The organism is Neotamlana nanhaiensis (genome assembly GCF_000943555.1).
In the GTDB taxonomy this organism is placed as follows: domain Bacteria; phylum Bacteroidota; class Bacteroidia; order Flavobacteriales; family Flavobacteriaceae; genus Neotamlana; species Neotamlana nanhaiensis.
Genome location: NZ_JTDV01000010.1, coordinates 321,277 through 340,065, shown reverse-complemented (window position 1 = coordinate 340,065; position 18,789 = coordinate 321,277). Strand labels below are relative to the sequence as shown.

Annotated in this window: 14 protein-coding genes; 8 read left to right on the top strand and 6 right to left on the bottom strand. The window is 32.9% G+C overall.

Annotation, left to right across the window (positions count from 1 at the left end; genetic code table 11):
* The first annotated feature begins 57 nt into the window (after positions 1 to 57).
* Both PK35_RS12115 and PK35_RS12110 read left to right on the top strand, forming a co-directional pair.
* Positions 58 to 2,484, top strand: a complete 2,427-nt coding sequence (locus PK35_RS12115; protein ID WP_044626817.1) for a DUF4114 domain-containing protein — start codon at positions 58 to 60, stop codon at positions 2,482 to 2,484.
* Positions 2,485 to 2,634: 150 nt separating this feature from the next.
* A complete protein-coding gene (locus PK35_RS12110) occupies positions 2,635 to 3,102 on the top strand; it encodes a hypothetical protein (RefSeq protein ID WP_131474413.1) in 468 nt (155 codons plus the stop codon).
* 4 nt (positions 3,103 to 3,106) lie between these two features.
* On the opposite strand, the gene PK35_RS12105 is transcribed toward PK35_RS12110, so the two are convergent.
* Positions 3,107 to 5,167, bottom strand: a complete 2,061-nt coding sequence (locus PK35_RS12105; RefSeq protein ID WP_044626815.1) for a tetratricopeptide repeat protein — start codon at positions 5,165 to 5,167, stop codon at positions 3,107 to 3,109.
* A gap of 160 nt (positions 5,168 to 5,327) precedes the next feature.
* Between PK35_RS12105 and PK35_RS12100 the strand changes: the two genes are divergently transcribed.
* From PK35_RS12100 to PK35_RS12090, 3 genes are all read left to right on the top strand, one after another.
* A complete protein-coding gene (locus PK35_RS12100) occupies positions 5,328 to 5,594 on the top strand; it encodes an STAS domain-containing protein (protein WP_238320911.1) in 267 nt (88 codons plus the stop codon).
* Between the two features lie 40 nt (positions 5,595 to 5,634).
* Entirely contained in the window at positions 5,635 to 6,873 is a 1,239-nt protein-coding gene (locus PK35_RS12095; RefSeq protein WP_044626813.1) for an oligosaccharide flippase family protein, read from the top strand.
* A 115-nt stretch (positions 6,874 to 6,988) separates the two neighbouring features.
* Positions 6,989 to 8,206, top strand: a complete 1,218-nt coding sequence (locus tag PK35_RS12090) for a glycosyltransferase (protein WP_044626812.1) — start codon at positions 6,989 to 6,991, stop codon at positions 8,204 to 8,206.
* Here PK35_RS12090 and PK35_RS12085 read toward each other — a convergent pair.
* Genes PK35_RS12085 through PK35_RS12075 form a run of 3 tightly spaced genes read right to left on the bottom strand, consistent with a single transcriptional unit; the run spans position 8,196 to position 14,005 of the window.
* Positions 8,196 to 9,713, bottom strand: a complete 1,518-nt coding sequence (locus tag PK35_RS12085; protein ID WP_044626811.1) for a glycoside hydrolase family 2 TIM barrel-domain containing protein — start codon at positions 9,711 to 9,713, stop codon at positions 8,196 to 8,198. The genes PK35_RS12090 and PK35_RS12085 overlap by 11 nt on opposite strands.
* The gene (locus tag PK35_RS12080) at positions 9,707 to 10,912 is read right to left on the bottom strand and encodes a hypothetical protein (protein WP_044626810.1); all 1,206 of its coding nucleotides are present in this window, start codon (positions 10,910 to 10,912) and stop codon (positions 9,707 to 9,709) included. The genes PK35_RS12085 and PK35_RS12080 overlap by 7 nt, the downstream gene beginning before the upstream one ends.
* Positions 10,913 to 14,005, bottom strand: coding sequence for a membrane protein (locus PK35_RS12075; RefSeq protein ID WP_044626809.1), 3,093 nt, complete (start codon positions 14,003 to 14,005; stop codon positions 10,913 to 10,915).
* Between the two features lie 176 nt (positions 14,006 to 14,181).
* Here PK35_RS12075 and PK35_RS12070 point away from each other — a divergent pair, with 176 nt between their 5' ends.
* From PK35_RS12070 to era, 3 genes are all read left to right on the top strand, one after another.
* A complete protein-coding gene (locus tag PK35_RS12070) occupies positions 14,182 to 15,369 on the top strand; it encodes a response regulator (RefSeq protein WP_044626808.1) in 1,188 nt (395 codons plus the stop codon).
* Between the two features lie 120 nt (positions 15,370 to 15,489).
* Entirely contained in the window at positions 15,490 to 16,185 is a 696-nt protein-coding gene (locus tag PK35_RS12065; protein ID WP_316930180.1) for a BamJ family beta-barrel-assembly machinery protein, read from the top strand.
* A 106-nt stretch (positions 16,186 to 16,291) separates the two neighbouring features.
* Positions 16,292 to 17,173, top strand: coding sequence for a GTPase Era (gene era / locus PK35_RS12060; protein WP_044626862.1), 882 nt, complete (start codon positions 16,292 to 16,294; stop codon positions 17,171 to 17,173).
* 190 nt (positions 17,174 to 17,363) lie between these two features.
* On the opposite strand, the gene PK35_RS12055 is transcribed toward era, so the two are convergent.
* Both PK35_RS12055 and lgt read right to left on the bottom strand, forming a co-directional pair.
* Positions 17,364 to 17,846, bottom strand: a complete 483-nt coding sequence (locus PK35_RS12055) for a DUF192 domain-containing protein (protein WP_044626806.1) — start codon at positions 17,844 to 17,846, stop codon at positions 17,364 to 17,366.
* Positions 17,846 to 18,769: a prolipoprotein diacylglyceryl transferase gene (gene lgt, locus PK35_RS12050; RefSeq protein WP_044626805.1), complete on the bottom strand. Its 924-nt coding sequence runs from the start codon at positions 18,767 to 18,769 to the stop codon at positions 17,846 to 17,848. The genes PK35_RS12055 and lgt overlap by 1 nt, the downstream gene beginning before the upstream one ends.
* Between the last annotated feature and the right edge of the window lie 20 nt (positions 18,770 to 18,789).

The following is an 18,789-nucleotide window of genomic DNA, read 5'->3' as shown; positions in this document are numbered from 1 at the left end:
AAATTAAAAAAATACTGTATGTATTGATATAAGTTTGTTTCAACAAATCTATATATCATGAAAAAAATACTACAACTTTTAATTTTAATTGTCTCGGTATTTAGTTTTGCTCAAAACTTTAACTATTTAGGAGACTACACTTATGATGGAACGCCACTGTATTTAGAACCGACTTCGGATGTCATTGACGATGCTACCATGCAAATGGTAAGTAATTCGCTTCCAGAAGGCTATCCGGTTCCAGACTACAATCCACATTATATTTCTTCGGGTTACGATACCGATATTGTAATTGAAAAACCTGCCGATGTTTGGGTTACTTTTGTTGATGAAGGTGCCGGCTACCGCAATGTTTTAGGGTTTTATACTTACAATATTAACGATCCCAATCCGGTAATGCCAACCGACCAAGATATAACCATAATTTTTCCTAATGTTTCTGCCGTTGGAAGCGGTGGCGGACTACAACCTGGTAATAAGGTTAAAATAGGTACATTTCAACCAGATACTGTAATTGGTTGGGTACTTTTAGCTAATGCGTGGAACGGGTCTTTGGTTACTTGGGGACATTGGCAGTTGTATTCAAATACAGAATTTAACCCTGAAGCCGACGAGCATTTAAGACACCATAATGTATTATTAGCCGATCCTGAAAACGACCGTGTTATTTTAGGTTTTGAAGATATTCGTCGCGATTATAGTTCATGCGATAACGATTTTAATGATGCTATTTTTTATGTAACTGCAAACCCTTACGACGCTATAAAAACAACAAATTTACCAGAAGTTGTCCCAGAGTCTACCACAATAACTTCGGCTAATTTAGGCGGTTTAGAAAGTAATGGTAACCTAGCGAGTAAAATTGCAAAGCGTAACTTTAAGCGTAAAATTATGGGAAAGGTTGCCGATAAAAAAATCTTACAAAAAACTTATGCTAAAGGGAAATCTGGCAAAAATTCTGGAACAAACTCTTTAGAAAAATATTTGCCAGAAACAGGAATGTATGGCAATGAAACGGCATATGTTTCTAGTCCCGATGATTTGTTAGGTATTACTAATGCTCAAGAAGTTTTTTCGGTAGATTTATATCAAGATTCAAATAGGGTTTCTGCGGTTTTAGCTACTAAAACAGTTGGGGGTGTTTACGACCACTCTAAAGCAATTTGCGACCGATTAAATAGTTCGAGTTTAGAAGATATTAGAACCGTAACAGTACGAGGCCATAACGTTATTAATTCAGAAATTAAACGAGCAACAGGAGAAACAGAATACACCTTAAGTTTTTCGGTAAAGTTAGAGGCAGAAAGCAATAAGTTATTTAGTTTTTGGAATATTGATCAATACCCAGAAGGCGATTATAATAATTTTCAAATATGGGGTAGTTCGTTCTCGCAGGTGTTTGCAATAGCAAATCATATTATTGATACGTTTACAAGCGAAAAGGCCTTAACAAGTACTTTAGTTGAAGATAAAATACCGTCGGTTTTTGTTAAATCTGGCTACTATTCAAACGGAAAAATTCATTTAAATATTATTAATAAAACCGCAACTACCAGCCTTATATTTAACGGAAACGTAGCCGAAACAGAAGTGTCTAATCATTCTAATATCCAACAAAATATAGCATTAAGTGGTGCTTATAACGAAGTAATAAGTGTTGATACAGGTGTTCTTTTTGATATAGGCTTCTCGTTAGCTACGAATACATCTGCCCAAAAAGATGCCTTGTATTTAGCTGATGGTCCTTGGGGGTTAGATTATCTAGATGAAGCCGCCAATATAAATACTTTTTTAGTAGATAATGAAGCTTCAAATTATAGCGATAATGTTTATGAGGTTAACAGACAACCAATGGTTTCTGGAAGTGTTAGAGATAATGTTAATTTATTCCGACATATTTTACCAGGCGATCAAACCTTAAATGTTTCAGAGTTTACAAGTGTTCAATTCGAAATTTTTAATTCGCAACCAGTAGAAATTGTATTAATGCCTGAAGAATTAACCGATTGGAATAATAGATTGCGTTACACATTACCAGCTAATAGTACCGAAACTATGCACGTCATTAATTTTTCAGATTTTAAGGATGCAAATGGTAACTCAGCAGATATAACTAATATAAAAACCATAGTGTTTTCGGTTTTAGGGAATTATTCAACACTGCAACCATTTACGTTGTCAATAAGCGAGTTAGCATTTTCAAGCGAGGCAAGTTTGTCTAATACTCAAGTTGAAGAAGCTGAAGGTTTAAATACTTACCCAAATCCGTTTACCACAAAAACAACAGTACAGCTTAAAAGCAATGCTCAATTTGTTGATATAAAAGTTTACGATATGCTAGGTAGAACTGTAGATACACAACATATTTTAACACACGGTAAAGCAATCACATATAGCGCCCCGAATTTATCGAGAGGTTTATATAAATTTAAATTGATTGATAGCAATAAAAGAGTTTACTCTGGTACGTTCATGAAGGAGTGATTTTTTAGTGATTATTTACTTAAAAGGGTGAAAACATTATGTTTTTGCCCTTTTTTTTATTTTAAAACCTTAAATTTGAGTCAACTGTAAACTTTTAAATATCAGTCATATATGAAAGCTGCTTTAACTTTTTTTCTTGTTTTAATTTTAATGAATTCTAGTCTAGCTCAGTCATCGCAAACCGATTTAATAAGCCAATCTAAAATTAAAGCATTAGGTTTTATGGTTGGTAATTGGAAAGGAAATGGGTGGATGATGCGAGGTCCTAATAAATCTGAGTTTAACCAAATAGAAAATATTCAATTTAAGCTTGATTCTACTGCAATTTTAATTGAAGGCTTAGGGAAGGTGAAAGGCCGTATTATACATAACGCACTTGCTATCTTATCTTATAATAAAGAAACCGAAGCTTATTCGTTTCGGTCGTATTTACCAAGTGGGCAAAATGCTGAGTTTCAGGCGGAGTTAATTAATGAAAAACTATTCTGGTATCCGAATAAAAATATGCGTTATATAATTTGGATTAATGAAAACGAACAGTGGCAAGAAACAGGAGAATACAATCGTGATGGCACTTGGATACAGTTTTTTGAAATGACCTTAAATAGAGTGGAGTAACGTTTTATTTCCTAAAAACGGGACTATTAAACAAGAGCCATTTAAATCTAACACCAATTTCGGTGTACGTAAAACCAGCAGCAGTAGCCGATGCAATATTACTGCGGGTACCATAAATATTGCTTAAACAACGGTTGGAAAACTTATAACCTAGTTTACCTTGTATACGATAGGTACTTTGGCTTTTATCGTTATTTATAAATTGTAAGCCTGTAGCAGCAGTAAGTTCGTAAAACCATTCGTTGGGTTTCGTTATAATTTCGTTTTTAATTAGGTTTACAAATATTTCGCCGGCATTAAATTTTTCTGGACTAAAATAAATGGTGGGTACTTGGTTTTTAAATGTAATATATTGGTAATTTAATCCTGCTTTTAATGCAGGTTTACTTAAAATATTATAGTATAACGAGGTAAACAAAAGGTTTCTGTTGTTATTGTCATTTTGCCATGTATAAAAGTATTGGGTAAACCAGCCTAGGTTAAAATTGGTGCTTAAATTGTAATTGGCGTAAAGGTTGTTCATTACAATTTCCCTATTAATTAATTCGGCATTAAAACTTTGTATTTCGCGTTTGTAACCAACGTCTAGCACTTGTAGTTTAAATGGTTTTAGGTGCAACGACACATCTGTAACAAATTGTGTAAAGTTGTTTCCGTTGGCAGTTGCAGCTGTTATGCCTCCATTTGCATGTAATGTTATATTGTTTAAAATTTGATAGGCAAAACCAGCAAAAAGGGTGTTTGATGTTGCCTCATTATTGGTTATTTTATTACTGGTATTGCGGTGAGCATAGTTTACTAGCCATTTAAATTTTGTTGAGGTAGGAAACTCAATACCTGTTTGTACATTAAAAGCTTTATTGTCGCCATTATCGAAAGAGTATGACGCTTTTGTTTCCCCAAATGGCGTAAAGTTGGTGTTTAAATCGTTTATAAAATTGGTGGCATCTTTTTGTTTATGGTAAAATTTCAAGGTGTTTTCTGCCGAGGTATAAGCGTTTTTGTAAAATCCTAAGGCTTTTAAAGCGTTCGCTTTTCCTAAGTTGCCATCAAAAGAGGAGCTATCGTTAAGTAAAATTTGATTGTAATCGGTAACACTTTTTTTAAAGTCACTTTTATAAATATTTAGTGTTGCTCGTAGCGCAAGTATCCAGTTTTCGTTTGGGGAACTTTTTATTAAGTTAGAAATAAGTTGGCTCGCTGTTTTAAATTTTTTATTCCAAATTAAAGCTTGAATGTAGCGTTCGGTGGTTGGTTTTATCATGTTGGCATCAGTATTTGCACCTAAACTTAAAAAGGCTTGTTCGCTTAATTGTAATGCCTTTTTTTCTTTATTATTTAGGTGAGCAACTAGTGCTAATCCATTTAAAGCAGTCAACATATTTTCTGCCTTTTGAGCTAAAGTGTTATATGTGTTTTCTGCATCTTCTAGTTGGTTTGCAATTAAATACAAATTAGCCAAATTTATTAGCGTGTCTTTATCATTTTTAAAAAGTCTGTGGTTTTCTTGTAAAAGGGCTTCGGCCTCTTGGTATTGTTGTGCTTGTTGTTTTTGGTAAGCGTAGCCCAAATACATATATTTTTTTGAGGTTAATGCATTTATATTTCCAGGAGAAACGTTTAAAGCCTTATTTACGTACGTTAAAGCTTCGGGGTATTCTTTTAAATTAGATAGCGTATTGGCATAACTAAGTAACGCAGCGAAACTTTTTGGGTCTTCGGTTATTAATTGCTTAAAATATGCCTTTGCTGGTGTGAATTTTTTGTTCCACAAAAGCGATTCGCCATAATTTAATTTTACTTCAAAATCGTTTGGAAAATCTTCTAATAAAGCTTTAAATAGTATTTCTGCATCGTTTGCTTTACCATTTAATCCAATAGCACGCCCATAACATAATCGGGCTGTTTTGTTGGTAGGATAGTCACTTAAAATGTTTTTAAAATAGATCTCTGCATCTTGGTAATTACCTGTTTCTAAATAATTAAAGCCTTCTTTCATATTTTGGGCGTAGGTGTAGTTTAAAAGAAAAATTAAAAGATAGATAAGTGGCCTTTTTACAATCATAATTTTAAATATTAGTGATACTGCAAGTTAATACCAAAATGCACTTCATTCACCTACAGCAAATTGCAACTCACCGAAATTTAAAAGCCGTCGGTTGATATTTAAATGATATTTGCATCAATATCAAACGAATAATAAATTAATGTTACGCAAAATGACTATGGAAATTATATCTAAAAATAAGATTTTTGTGATAGAAGGCGAAATAGACGCCTCTAACGTTTCGCAATTTAAAAACGAGATTATAGCACTTTTTAATCGTTATAGTGAAATTATTTTGAACGTTGATAAGGTAAAGTCTATAAGTCTGGCAGGAATAAAAGCCTTTATAGAACTTAACTTATTTGCTTTTGAGAAGAAAAAAGTCTTATCGGTTGAAGGTAAGCAAATTAGCGAATTTTATAATCAAAACATAAGTAACCTATAAATTATTAATAGCCCCAACATTGATAAACTCCAAATCTATCATGCAACTTTTAGCCACTTTAAAAACAAGGAAAATTACTCCAGAACAATTGTTTATGCTTAGCGTACTAATTGTTAATGGAGGTAATTATTTATACAATTTAATTCTGGGTCGTATTTTAGGACCTGCGCAATTTGCAGATGCAGCCGTTTTAATTACTTTTTTGCTGGTTTTAAGTTTTGCAGCCATGACATTTCAATTGGTTACAGCAAAATTTTCGGTGTTGTTTGAGAACGATACGTTTAACAGTTTTATTAGTAAAATTTATAAGAATGCCCTTTTGGTAGGTGTTGTTTTAGGATTGCTAATTGTTTTATTTGCTAACCAATTGCAAGTGGTTTTCAATACATCGTCTGCCAGTATGTTTATGGTTTTTGGCTTTGGTGTGCCGCTGTATTTTATAATGAGCGTAAATCGCGGTGTTTACCAAGGGAAAAAAGCGTTTAAGTCGCTGTCAATTACCTACCAAGGCGAAATGTTAAGCCGTTTGGTTATTACTTTAGGGTTAATTTATATGTTAAATTTGCAGTCTTCAATAGTAATAGCCATTGGTATTTTAGTGTCGTTTATGTTTGGCTTAGTACCATTTAAGATGCCTAAAATAGTATCGGTAAAGCATTTATCGTTAAGCCAAACTAATACAAAAGCAATTAGAAGTTTTTTTGTAATTACAGCTTTTTATGAGTTAACCCAAATTATAATAAATAATAGCGATATTTTATTGGTAAAGCATTATTTTGAATCGTACGATGCAGGCTTGTATGCATCGTTAGCTTTAATAGGACGTATCGTTTATTTTATAGCTTGGATGTTTGTAATGTTATTATTACCAACAGTAATTCAATTAAAAAAAGAAGGAAAAGAAACAGCTCCAGTTTTATTTAAGTATGTGGCCTATATAGCAGGAATTGCCATTTTAATTACATTAGTATGCGCCTTATTTCCAAAAACGGCTATTACCCTGTTATTTGGTAAAAGTTATTTAGCTATGGCACCCTTATTATGGAAATACGCTTTAGCCACCTCGATGTTCGCTATTTCAAATATTTTTGCATATTATTATTTATCGCTCGATAAATACTTGCCCGTTATAATATCGGGTGTTTTTGGGGTTTTGCAAATGGGATTAGTTGTGTTTTTTCACGATAGCTTATCTCAGGTTGTACATATGCAAATAATAGCTATGTTACTTTTACTTATTATTCAAATGGCGTTTTTTAAGTTAAATCATAAAAAATAGTCTAGTCTAAAGCAAATTACCATTCGTCTACACTAAAATAGCGTTCTATCTAAAATTACTTATTAAAGTAAGGTAAATCCTCAAATTTGTACCATAATCCTAAAAAATCTATATCATGAAATTAGCACTAGTTACAGCTTATCCGCCAAGTAAGGTTACTTTAAATGAGTATGCATACCATCTTGTAAAACAATTTAGGCAACAGGAAGATATTACAGAACTTATATTACTAACCGATAAAACAGAAGGCAATAAGGATCTTAACTTTACCGAAGCAGGTTGTAAAATTACTGTTAAAGAATGTTGGAGTTTTAATAGTTATAAAAATATTTTTAGTGTAACTAAGGCTATTAACAATACGAAACCCGATGCGGTATTGTTTAATTTACAGTTTATGAAATTTGGCGATAAAAAAGTAGCTGCCGCTTTAGGTTTAATGTTGCCACTTGTTTGTAAATTAAAGCGTATTCCTAGTATAGTTTTGCTTCATAATATTTTAGAAGAGGTAGATTTAGGCAGTGCAGGTTTTACAAATAGTAAGCTTATGCAAAAAATATATGGTTTTATTGGTTCTAGTTTAACACGTTTAATACTTCAAGCCGATACCGTTGCACTAACTATGCAAAAGTATGTTGATATTTTACAGGATAAATATCACGCTAAAAACGTGAAATTAATACCTCATGGTACGTTTGAGATAGCTGAAGAGCCAAATTATAACATACCAAAAGCGCCAATGCAAATTATGACTTTTGGTAAGTTTGGTACTTATAAAAAGGTAGAGCAGATGATTGAAGCCGTAGAGCAAGTGCGAACTAAAACAGGATTGAATCTTGAAATTGTAATTGCAGGAACCGATAACCCAAATGTTCCAGGATATTTAGAGGGGGTAAAACAACAATATTGTCATGTTAAGCAACTACGATTTACAGGTTATGTAGAAGAGCATGAGGTTCCTGGTTTGTTTAACGATAGTGCTGTGGTGGTATTTCCATATACTTCAACTACTGGAAGTTCTGGAGTTTTACATCAAGCGGGTAGTTATGGGAAAGCGGTTGTAATGCCCGATTTAGGAGATTTAGCACTTTTAATAAAAGATGAAGGTTATCGCGGTGAGTTTTTCGAGCCAACCTCGGTAACTAGTTTAGCTAATGCTATTGAAGCCATTGTAACCAATGAGGAATACCGAGTTAAGCTTGGAAAAGCCAATTATAAAGCAGCTACGGCATACCCCATGTCTAAAATAGCTCAAATGTATGTGGCTACTTTTAAAAGTATACTATCAAAGCGAAATAATAGAGAAGAATTAGCTACAAACGAAGTTATTCTTTAGAAATATATTGAAAGGCGGGTTTAGTCTCTCGGTTTTGGTTAATAAAGCCAAAATGCCCTTGAACTCGTTTTCGCCATGGAAGTCGACCAACGACTTCCTTTGGTATTTTAGCAAAGTCGTATAAGGTCCAAGACATAAATTGTAACTCATTTTTAGCAATTATGTTTTGTGCCATTTTATGATAATTTGCTTGGTCTTCTTCGGTGCTTCCAAAGGGTTTCCAAAACCCGTTATACGACGATAATCCAAATTCCTGCATAACAATAGCTTTGTTTTTTATTTGCTTTTTTAAGGATGTTATCGCCTCGTTTAATTGCTTTAAATCTTCGTAATAATGAAACGAAACAAAATCAACTTTACTCAATAAAATTGTGGCACTTTGGGTGTTGGACCATCCTATGGTAACCGGGTGTTTTTTATCCATTGTTTTTACTAAATCAATCATTTTTTCTAACCAAGCTATTACATTTTGTTTACCTCTAGATTCAAAATCTAAATTTGGTTCGTTTTTTATATCGTAAGCCAATATAGCGTCATGGTTTTTTACTGCGCTAATTATTTGTTCGGCATGGCGTTGGTTAAGTGTCCAATTCATCATCGAATAATCGCCATAAAAATCAAACAAGGTTAAAACCACTTTTAAGTTATGCTCTTTTGCAATATCCAGTGTTTGTAATAGTTTTTTAAGTTTTAAAGGATTTACTTTTGCCGCACCAAAATCGTCGTATTGCACAAAAATTCTAATAGAATTTAATCCAGCATCTTTAATAATTTTAAAGTCTTGCGCTAAAGTGTCGGTCGAAAACTGGTCGCCAAACATATCCCATGGTGTGGCTTGCGGATAGTAATTTATACCTTTAATGTTTAAACTATTGGTGCTTATAGTTGCAGAGGTTTGTTTTGTTTCTTGTGTTTGTTCTTTTACCATATGCCTTATACGCCAAAAGCCATCTTCAAGTAAAAATACAATTTTGTAAGTCGAAGTTTCATTGGTTTCGTGTAAAAGACTATCGTTTTTAAATATGCGTTTGTATTCAGTTACATCCTTATCGGTAATTACGGCAAGTTGGCCATCTTCACTAAAAAAATCTAAATTAGGATTATGGTTAAGCGTTGTTGCTTCAATCGAAATGTTGTTTTTTTTGTTAAGCTCAATAAAGCGATACAAATTTTCGCGTGCACTTTCGGTATAGTAATCTTTAATGCCAGCTATTTTATTGGTTTTGTAAGCAATTTGCTTAACGTACCATGCATCGAGGTAATCGTTTTGTAAGGTATTTAAGTTTTCATTATCCATGGGGCGACCTTCGTTACGTAATGGTTGCCAAATAATTTTTGGTAAATACTGCTCCACCTTTGCAATTTCTGTATGGAGCATTTTACTGCGGTCGGCTCCTGTATTTAAATAGCTAAAAATAGCACTTAAACCATAAGTTAAAAGGGCTATAAGCATAATATACGATGCAATAAGTATGGTTCGCATAATAGTTTTGTTTAAACTTACCATAACGTTAAGGTTTTAAATTCTTTTGTAATTCCAGCAGTTTCAACGGTTATATCATATGTGCCGTTTTTAAAAATTTCGGGTTTTAAATTAAAGGTTACATAGCCATTAAAAGAAGTTTTTATAAAGGTTTCAATGCGTTTGTTGTTTTGATGAATTTGAAGTTTTACCTGCATGCCATCGGGTATCATCTGTTTCATAAAACTTTGTAAAGGTCCAATGGTTAGATTGCGGTTTTTATTTTTAAAAGCAACTTCAAAATCTTGAATAACTTGTTGGTAGCTTACCAAAATAGAGTTGCTTTCGGCCATACCTTCAACATAGGCTTTTATGCGCCAAGTGTCGCCATAATCTGGATGAATAATTTTAGCAGTAGCAATGCCGTTAATGGTTAACCCCGATGACTTTAAAACGTAACCTTTATTATTCGTAATAAAAAAGTTAACAAAAGTACCATCACTTACCACATTGTTATGTGCATCTTTTATTACAGAAGTCGTGCACGTGGTTATTTGGTTTCCATCGGCGTAATTATGTGGCCGATTTACCATAATGGTAAAATTTGATGGAATTGCAGGCATAGCATTTACCGTGAATTCTTTTGAATTTGTTCCTAAACTTTCAGAAGACACCAAAATGCGTCCATCTTTTTTATGTGCGTAAATATTACGGTAAGCTATTAGGTTTTTGGTATAAACGGCATTAGTTTCTTCAATATTTATAAATTGATGTTTTACGTTTACTAAAGTATTGGTTGGTACAGGGTTGTCTAAACTATCGGTAGGAATTACAACAAGCATACTATAATCTGTACCGCCGGCTTCAATACTTGGCGGCCCAATGTAGGTTTCCATTGATGCTACTTGGGGTTTTGGAACAATGGTTAAATGGCCTGAAATATTTTCGGGTGTACCAAGTATTTTCCAGTTTATAGCTCCAATTTTATTGGTCATGTTTGTTGGGATAGTAAATTCTAAAATGTTGTTATTTAGCTTTGATGCTAAAACGGTGCTACCATAACTATTTGAGCAATATAAAAGGGGTTTTAAATTAGTACTGCTTGAAAATTTTAAAACGATAGGTTCGCCAACAGGTATTGATGCGGTGTTAGTTAATAATTTTATAGATGAATTTTGCTGAGCTTCAGAAAAAATAACTGAAACCAAGCTTAAAAGTAATATGTATATTAATTTTAATTTCATTTAAAATGGACTAGCAATATAGGTGTTGATTTCAATTTTTATAAAACTAAAATCAGGGTGATTTATAGGTTGAAGCTCGCTATTTACATGATTTAAAATACGATTAGGAACAATTTTATTCGAAATATCTTCATTAGGTAAACCATTAACAAAAATGTTTTTCATGCTAGAATTAATTATTTCTACAGCACCTTCATTTAAAATAGGATAATTAAAATCTTGTTTGCGCTCTTGCCTAACACCTTCTTTTATAAATAAGTGGTCCACCCAAAGCATCGATTTATTTTCATCGTAATACGTTATAAGTAATTGAGGAATAGTAATTTCTTGAATGCCACTATTAAATAAATTGCCGCTTATACTGTTTTGGTTAATACTTAGGTCGCTTAGTACAACACTTTTGTATAAATCAGATCCGGCTACGTTTCCAGCTGCTTGTAAATTGAATTTGGTGGGTTGTTCCTCGAATGCTACGGGAGTAAATTCATCGGGGTTAAAAGTATCTGGAATAGAATCTTGTGTTTTAGACCATGCGATGCCTTCAAAATTAATCCTGAAACTACTAGTTTCCTTAGGCATAAGTTTATGCTTTACATGGTATTTTGCATTATAGGTTGCTAGTTGTTTATTGTTATTGTTGTAAAGTGTACCTTTTAAAATTATATCGGCTGGTACATTGTCAATATTTTGTACTTCGCCAATTATAGCATAACTACCATTGTATTTTACAAGTTTTGCAGAAATTACCTCTAAAACGGGTTGTTTTAAAATATCCTCGTGGTGTGTTTGTTCGGTGGTAATACGGCGGCGACCTTGGTTGTAATATTTAGTAACGTTGTTTGAGTAAAGTTGGTCTGGAGGTAAATCGTTATCAAGATCATCGGGTAATAAATACCATTTTCCTTTTATTTTAGTAAGCGATTTATAGTCGGTTTTAGCAATTTTTTCCAAAGGGGTAATCCAGTTTGTAAATACCGTAGCTGTGGCTGTACTATCGTTATGCATTATTACTTCGGCTTTTATGGCATCCATTTTAGCATAACTGCTTAATAAGCCGTCTGTAACCGAAATTTCTAACATATATTGCGCAATGGGTATGTTGCTTTTAGGGTCTATTAAGCTGTGGGCTTTTTCAAATTCTTTAAAATCTAATGCATCATAATATGCTATAATTGCATTTTCAGGACTTCGTTGTGAATCGTTTTTTAAATAAAATAAATAAATGCCGTAACACACAACTATCGCCAGAAAAAGGGACCACACATGTGTAATTCTTAAAACATTTCTATTAAATTTATTGTAAGTAATACTAAATTTTAAAAACGCCTTAGGAGGCTTTACACGGGTTTTTAGCATGTTAACCCATAGCATTTGTATATTTAAAATAAAAGCAATTAAAACAGTTAAAAACGGCATAATGCCCCAGTGAATTTTTAGCCATTTAGCGACATCTTCTTTGGGTAAAATAGATGAAACTGGAGGAATATTTAGTCGTTCCCAAACCATAATACCATTTTCTAATTGTCGCAGACGTTGCCAACCACAAAAAAATAGAATAGGATCGTAGAATTTATCGTTCGAGAAAATGTATTTTAAATTATATTTTTCGGGAGTGGTTAAAAATTGTTGTAACGAGCCAATGCCAGCTACACCTTTAAATTTAGAGTTTTCTAAACGTTCTATGGGGCGCGTGGTTAATTCGGGTAAACGACGTGCCGAATGGTAATTTCCATCAACAGTCATAGCGTTTGTTTGTGCACTTAGCCACGCCATTTGATCGCCAAATCCTAGGGTTAAAAATCGCCACTTGTCATGGTCGTCTTGATTTAAGAAATTAACAATAGGTAGCATTTTAATTTTTTGCGGTTGCGATGGTCTAAAATAATTTAAACTCATAGTAAAAACGACCATAAACACAAATAAACCAGCTAAAATTCCGCCAATTATACGATGATATATTGCACCAAACTTATTTTGAATTAATGCTTTCATATCGCCTTCAACAAATCGATATGCAAATTCACCCATAAGAGGAATGGACATTATAGAAGCCCAAAGTGTAAATCTATCTAAGGTTAATATGTTAAATGCCGTTTCGCCTAAAACTTTAATTGGAATTGGCGTCGTTCCGCCCGTACCTAAAATAGTTAGAATGGTAATAGATAAACCAAAAAAAATATAACGCTTGCTATAATATCTGTAAAAAATATAAGGTAAAAGCACTAATAAAACGCCCCAAGGAATTAGGAAAAATACGAGTCCGGACGAGGTTATTTCTAAAAAATTATCGCGCGAACCGTGTGGAATAGGAACTTGAGTTATTGGGTTGGCTTTCGAGTTTATCCAATAAGGTAGTATACAACCTACTATTAAAACCAGCGAGCAACCTCCAAAAATAACAATACGTTTAAAAAGTTTAAAAAAGCTGTTTAAAAAAATCTTGAAAGTTACTTCTTTAGTGGTGTTAACCTGCTCTCGAGAAACATCCATAATTACCATTCCTATTAATGGGAATATAAAAAATACCATACCAAAAATAGGGGTAACGTGATGCGAGGTTACAGTAACAGCAATAAGCGATAAACAGGTGGCTAAATACCATTTTTTTCCCGTTTTAATCCATAAATATATTTCGGGTAAGGCATGCATTAAAACCGATACACCAACAATACTAGGTAACTGACCAAAAATATGTAAGGTTTCTACAAACGACGACGAAAATACAGCTAAAACCGAGGCGTAACCAGCAACAGTTCGGTTGCCAGAAATGAGTAAAGAAAAGCGGTAAGAACCCGTTATAAATAAAATAATTGCAATTAGCGCTACTGCAAACATTCCAAATTTTACACCGCCAACATACGACAGTAAACCAATAGATTGATGCACCAATGGCGGGTAGCTTTGTACGGTAAAACCAGTGTACCATTCGTAATTCCATGGTTCAAACCAGCTATTCGCATAATGATCGGCAAAAAACAAATGTATCAAAGCATCGTAAGTGGTTTCTAAAGTAAAAAAAATAGAACTCCCATGAAATGCCAACCCTAAAAGAAGCGCTGCTATTAAATATTTGTTAGATTTTTCGGGTTTCAACTTGTTGTTTTGTTAATAAAAGTAAAGATATAAATTGGTTTGTACTAAATTTTTTCACTCGTCTATACTAAAATACCATTCGTCTACACAATATATTCCCTTAAACTAAAATAAGCTTTTTCAGTGAGTTATCGTAATACATTTGTAATCCAAATCAGTAACAAATCAACTTAGTTATGAAAGTTTTAGCAATCGACGATCAGCAGTTAGTTTTACTGCCATTACAAAAAAGATTAACCGAGCTTGGTTACGAAGTAGCCATTGAAACAAACTCTAAAAAAGGCTTAGAGGTTTTTAAAACATTTAATCCAGATTTAGTAATTGTAGATATTAACATGCCTGAGATTTCAGGATTAGAAGTGGTAGAGCATATTCGAAAATCTGATAAACCTAAAACTTCTATTATGGTGCTTTCTGGAAACACACAAGACGATGTGATTACTAAGGGATTCGATTTAGGAATAGACGATTACATGAAAAAGCCGCTAAGTTTAAACGAGGTTTGCGCTCGAGTAAAACGTTTAATTGGTGTGCCCGATGAAACAAAATGCACCTTAAATGACGAAGTTGTAATTCAACAGCGATGTGTTGGCGTGGTTATTCCATGTTACAACGAAGAAGAACGCTTATTAAGTGATGAGTTTTTAAGTTATATCGATAAGTATTCTGGTTATCATTTATGCTTTGTTAACGATGGAAGTAAAGATAATACACTCGATGTTTTAAAGAATTTACAAAAAGGAAGAGAAGATTTTATCACGGTATATAATTGTGAGAAAAATGGAGGAAAGGCAGAAGCGGTACGTTTAGGTATGCTGCATATGGCGGCCAAAAACGATTTAGATTTTATTGGTTTTTTAGATGCCGATTTATCGACCGATTTAGAAGATTTCGACGATTTAGTAAAAACCATTGAAGCTTCAAACTTTAAAATAGTAAGCGGTTCTAGAATTTCTAGAATGGGCGCTAACATAACCAAAGAATCGGCAAGAAAAATTATAAGTTTAACCATTAATTATATTATCCGTAAAATCTTGAAAATGGATTTTAAAGATACTCAGTGTGGTGCTAAAATTTTTAGAAAAGATGTTATAAACATTGCATTTGGAGAAAAATTTGTTACCCAATGGATATTTGATGTTGAAATATTTAAACGCATAAGTCATCATTTTGGTTTAAAACAAGCAAGAACATTGCTATGCGAGCAACCATTAAAACGATGGATTCATGCCGATGGTTCAAAATTATCAATGAAAGATTCGGTTAAAATAGTTATGCAGTTAGGTCAAATTGCATGGGTTTATAGAAAAAAGAGAAAGGTTAATAGCACACCAATAAAGAGCATGGTTGTTAATAGCAACTAGTAAGTTGATTGATTGTTTGGAAAAGGAATGCGAGAGCATTCCTTTTTTATTTCTAAATAGTTTAGTCTTCAATATTATTTTTCCTATTTTTGGCAATCAATAAAAAATAAAATGAAACTAATGAGATTTTTAAGTTTAGCAATTGTAGCAGTGCTACTTGTATCATGTAACAAACAAGGTGTTACAAATAAACCCTTAACAACAGAAATAGACTCTGTAAGTTATGCCATTGGTATGGATGTGGCTAAAAACGTAAAAAATAGCTTCGATGAGTTCGATACAGAGCTTTTTATTCAAGGCTTTATGAATGTTACCGATTCTACAGATATGCAAATAGATGCCACTCAAGCACAACAATTAATAAGAACCTATTTTCAGAAAAAACAACAAGAAGAGTTAGCTAAAAGACAAGAAAAAGCGAAGCAAAATAAAGAAGAAGGCGAGAAGTTTTTAGCTGAAAATAAAGCAAAAGATGGTGTTGTAACAACCGAAAGTGGTTTACAATATATTGTTTTAAAAGAAGGAACAGGCGCAACACCAACCACTACCGATAGAGTAAAAGTTCACTATCATGGAACTTTAATTGATGGTACAGTTTTCGATAGCTCTGTAGATAAAGGTACACCAGCCGAATTTGGAGTAACACAAGTAATAAAAGGTTGGACTGAAGGTTTACAGTTAATGAAAGAAGGCGCAAAGTATAAGTTTTTTGTGCCTAGCGATATTGCATACGGTGCAAACCCAAGACCAGGTGGAAAAATTGAGCCAAATGCAACTTTAATTTTCGATGTAGAATTACTAGAAATATTAGAGTAATTAAATAATAAACTTCGTAAAAAGGTGCTAAATACGTTTAGCACCTTTTTTTATGGAACAAAATAAAATACCAAGTTGTACCTTTGCAGCAAATAAATTTTTTAAAATGAAGCATAAAGCTGGTTTTGTAAATATTATAGGAAATCCTAACGTAGGTAAATCTACCTTAATGAATGCTTTTGTAGGCGAGAAACTCTCTATTATAACCTCAAAAGCGCAAACAACACGTCATCGTATTTTGGGTATTGTAAATGGTGACGATTTTCAGGTAGTTTTTAGTGATACGCCAGGTATCATTAAGCCCGCTTATGAGTTACAGGAATCGATGATGGATTTTGTAAAATCGGCGTTTGAAGATGCCGATGTGCTTATTTATATGGTTGAAATTGGTGAAAATGCTTTAAAAGATGAAGCCTTTTTTAATAAAATAACAAATTCAAAAATACCTGTTTTATTACTTTTAAATAAAATTGATGTTTCAAATCAAGAACAATTAGAAGAGCAAGTGCAACTGTGGTCGCAGCAAGTACCTAATGCCGAAATAATTCCTATATCTGCTTTAGAAGGTTTTCAAGTAGAGGCTGTTTTTAACCGAATAATTGAGTTACTTCCTGAATCGCCACCATTTTATCCTAAAGACCAGCTTACCGATAAACCAGAGCGTTTTTTTATAAACGAAACCATTCGCGAAAAAATTCTTCTGCACTATAAAAAAGAAATTCCTTATGCCGTTGAGGTAGATACTGAAGAGTTTTTAGAAGAAGAAAAAATTATTCGTGTGCGCTCGGTTATTATGGTAGAACGCGATACACAAAAAGGTATTATAATTGGCCATAAAGGTAGTGCCTTAAAGCGTGTAGGCGTTGAGGCTAGAAAAGATTTAGAAACCTTTTTTGGTAAGCAAATTCACCTTGATTTATATGTTAAGGTGAATAAAAATTGGAGAAGTAATCAAAACCAATTGAGACGTTTTGGTTACAACAATTAAATAATAGTAAGTTTTTATTATCGTAACAATTTATTAATATAATAATTCAATATTTGCGCTGTCAAAATGAAAGTATTGTTTTGACACGTTTTGAGTTAGTTAGTTTTAAAAAAGCTTTAATTGATATTCTTCTTTTTCAATTAGGGCTTTTTTGTTTTTAAGGATATTTAGGACTTCAAAAAAGAAATAACTATTGTTTTATAAAGTCAATACTATCGCCAACCAGAATGTGTTTTTCATCAACTAAGCCTGCATTAATTTCAAAAACATATTTTGCAGGAACGTTTGATGGTAAAGAAGCTTCATTATAAGGTTTCGCGTTTTTTTGAAAACTAACAATTTTATTATTGTCATCAATAAAAATAAGATCCAATCCAATTTTTGTATTTTTCATATAAAACGAACGCGGTTGCACATCATTAAAAATAAAAAGCATACCACGGTTCGCTTTCATGCTATTTCTGTACATTAAACCAGTTTGGGTTTCGTACTTGGTTTCTGCTATTTCAATGTCAAATTTAACTTGTGTGCTGTCACTTTTAAAAATAGTAAGTTCGCCTTCTTTTGTAAAGCTAATTTCGGTTTGTTTAATAACTTTTTTGTCTTCTTTACACGACGTGAAAACAATTACCAAACTTAACAAGAAATACGAAACGTAGGATTTAATAGTCATTATTTTGCCACAGTTTTGGGTTTGTAAACAAACATAAAATAAAGTCCAATTAAAATAAACGGAATACTTAACCATTGTCCTGTATTTAAACCAAACCAGTTAATGTATTCTTCGCCTTGGGGTTCTTTAAAGAATTCAATAAAGAAACGAATAGACCATAATAGAATTAAAAATAGCCCAAATAAAAAGCCTGTTTGTTCACTTTTTTTAGTTTTTGCGTAGAAATACAATAAAATTAAAAACACGAAAATATAGCAGAACGATTCGTATAATTGCGCTGGATGTCTGTATGGTACAGCGCTAAGTAATTCAGCGTTATTAGCAATGGCATCATAAGCTTTTTGTACGTTTTTAATGCCTGTAATTTGTACCGCTTCATATTTGTTGTAATAATCTTGAATAAAACGCACGCCTAAAGGGAAGTCGCCCGATTGTTTACCAATAATTTCAGAATTTATAAAGTTTCCAATTCTAATAAAAACAGCTCCTGAAGCCACAGCAATTACAATGCGGTCTAATATCCAAAGTATCGATTTGTACTTGTATTTTCTTCGGTATAAATACATGCCAATAATAATGCCAATGGCAGCACCATGACTAGCAAGACCTTGAAAACCCGTGAACTCAACACCATTTTTAAAACTAAATGGCAGAAATATGCTAAAAAAGTCTTCTTGTATTAATTCCGATTGATAAAATAACACATGGCCTAAACGCGCTCCAAGCATGGTTGCTAAAACGGTATAAATAAAAAGCGGATCGAGATTTTCTAAAGCAATTTTTTCTTTAGTAAAAATACGTTTCATAATGTACCAACCAACTACAAAAGCGGCAACCCACATAAGGCTGTAAAAATGGATTTTAAAATTTCCAACAATATCAATGCCAGTAACGGGATTCCAATCGAGTTTTAGTAAATGCATAGGTGTAATTTTATGGGTAA

Bases quoted from the DNA above. Each gene is read 5' to 3' on its own strand.
- PK35_RS12105 (WP_044626815.1), bottom strand. From the start codon at position 5,167: ATGATTGTAAAAAGGCCACTTATCTATCTTTTAATTTTTCTTTTAAAC.
- PK35_RS12065 (WP_316930180.1), top strand. From the start codon at position 15,490: ATGAGATTTTTAAGTTTAGCAATTGTAGCAGTGCTACTTGTATCATGT.
- PK35_RS12095 (WP_044626813.1), top strand. From the start codon at position 5,635: ATGCAACTTTTAGCCACTTTAAAAACAAGGAAAATTACTCCAGAACAA.
- PK35_RS12080 (WP_044626810.1), bottom strand. From the start codon at position 10,912: ATGAAATTAAAATTAATATACATATTACTTTTAAGCTTGGTTTCAGTT.
- PK35_RS12115 (WP_044626817.1), top strand. From the start codon at position 58: ATGAAAAAAATACTACAACTTTTAATTTTAATTGTCTCGGTATTTAGT.
- PK35_RS12070 (WP_044626808.1), top strand. From the start codon at position 14,182: ATGAAAGTTTTAGCAATCGACGATCAGCAGTTAGTTTTACTGCCATTA.
- PK35_RS12085 (WP_044626811.1), bottom strand. From the start codon at position 9,713: ATGGTAAGTTTAAACAAAACTATTATGCGAACCATACTTATTGCATCG.
- PK35_RS12090 (WP_044626812.1), top strand. From the start codon at position 6,989: ATGAAATTAGCACTAGTTACAGCTTATCCGCCAAGTAAGGTTACTTTA.
- PK35_RS12110 (WP_131474413.1), top strand. From the start codon at position 2,635: ATGAATTCTAGTCTAGCTCAGTCATCGCAAACCGATTTAATAAGCCAA.
- lgt (WP_044626805.1), bottom strand. From the start codon at position 18,769: ATGCATTTACTAAAACTCGATTGGAATCCCGTTACTGGCATTGATATT.
- PK35_RS12055 (WP_044626806.1), bottom strand. From the start codon at position 17,846: ATGACTATTAAATCCTACGTTTCGTATTTCTTGTTAAGTTTGGTAATT.
- PK35_RS12100 (WP_238320911.1), top strand. From the start codon at position 5,328: ATGGAAATTATATCTAAAAATAAGATTTTTGTGATAGAAGGCGAAATA.
- era (WP_044626862.1), top strand. From the start codon at position 16,292: ATGAAGCATAAAGCTGGTTTTGTAAATATTATAGGAAATCCTAACGTA.